The sequence below is a fragment of the Corallococcus praedator genome, from assembly GCF_003612125.1.
GTDB classification, from domain to species: Bacteria; Myxococcota; Myxococcia; order Myxococcales; family Myxococcaceae; genus Corallococcus; species Corallococcus praedator.
Genome location: NZ_RAWI01000972.1, coordinates 1 through 457, shown reverse-complemented (window position 1 = coordinate 457; position 457 = coordinate 1). Strand labels below are relative to the sequence as shown.

1 protein-coding gene is annotated in these 457 nt (G+C 49.9%); it reads left to right on the top strand.

Translation table 11 applies throughout. The features are described from left to right. Window positions 1–99 precede the first annotated feature (99 nt). Window positions 100–457: DUF7657 domain-containing protein (locus D7Y13_RS47430; RefSeq protein ID WP_208734617.1), on the top strand; the 358-nt coding region annotated here is incomplete at its 3' end.

Sequence of the window (457 nt, the reverse complement as noted above, 5' to 3'; positions counted from 1 at the left end):
CATAGCCGATTGCTAAGCAAGAATGCGTAATAAATCTTACTTTCTACCAAAATAGGTCTGATTTTTGAGGTTAGAACGAATGCCCATTGACTGTTCATTATGTCGAAAAAAAATAAATCGAAGCCGCACCCGTCGGCAATCAAGCCAAAATTGGCTCAGGATCGGTTAACAGCCACCGTGGCCGTTTCCCCAGGTCCATTATCTAAATCGGAGTTGCCACTGCCAACACCCGCGCAATCTCACGCCACCGGCCCGTTTCTGATTCGCTTCGATAGCCGCGTCCGGTGGTTTGTTGGCATCTGTGTCGGTTTATTTTTTTTGCTTACGCTGCTAAAACTGCACGGCTCATCGGTGGCCATGTGGAATCAGATCGTACCCGATGGTTCAGACCCTCAACGGGGCATAGTGTCCGGCCGGGCCAAGGCGATTCGGATTGATGAGTATGGGGTGCTAACAC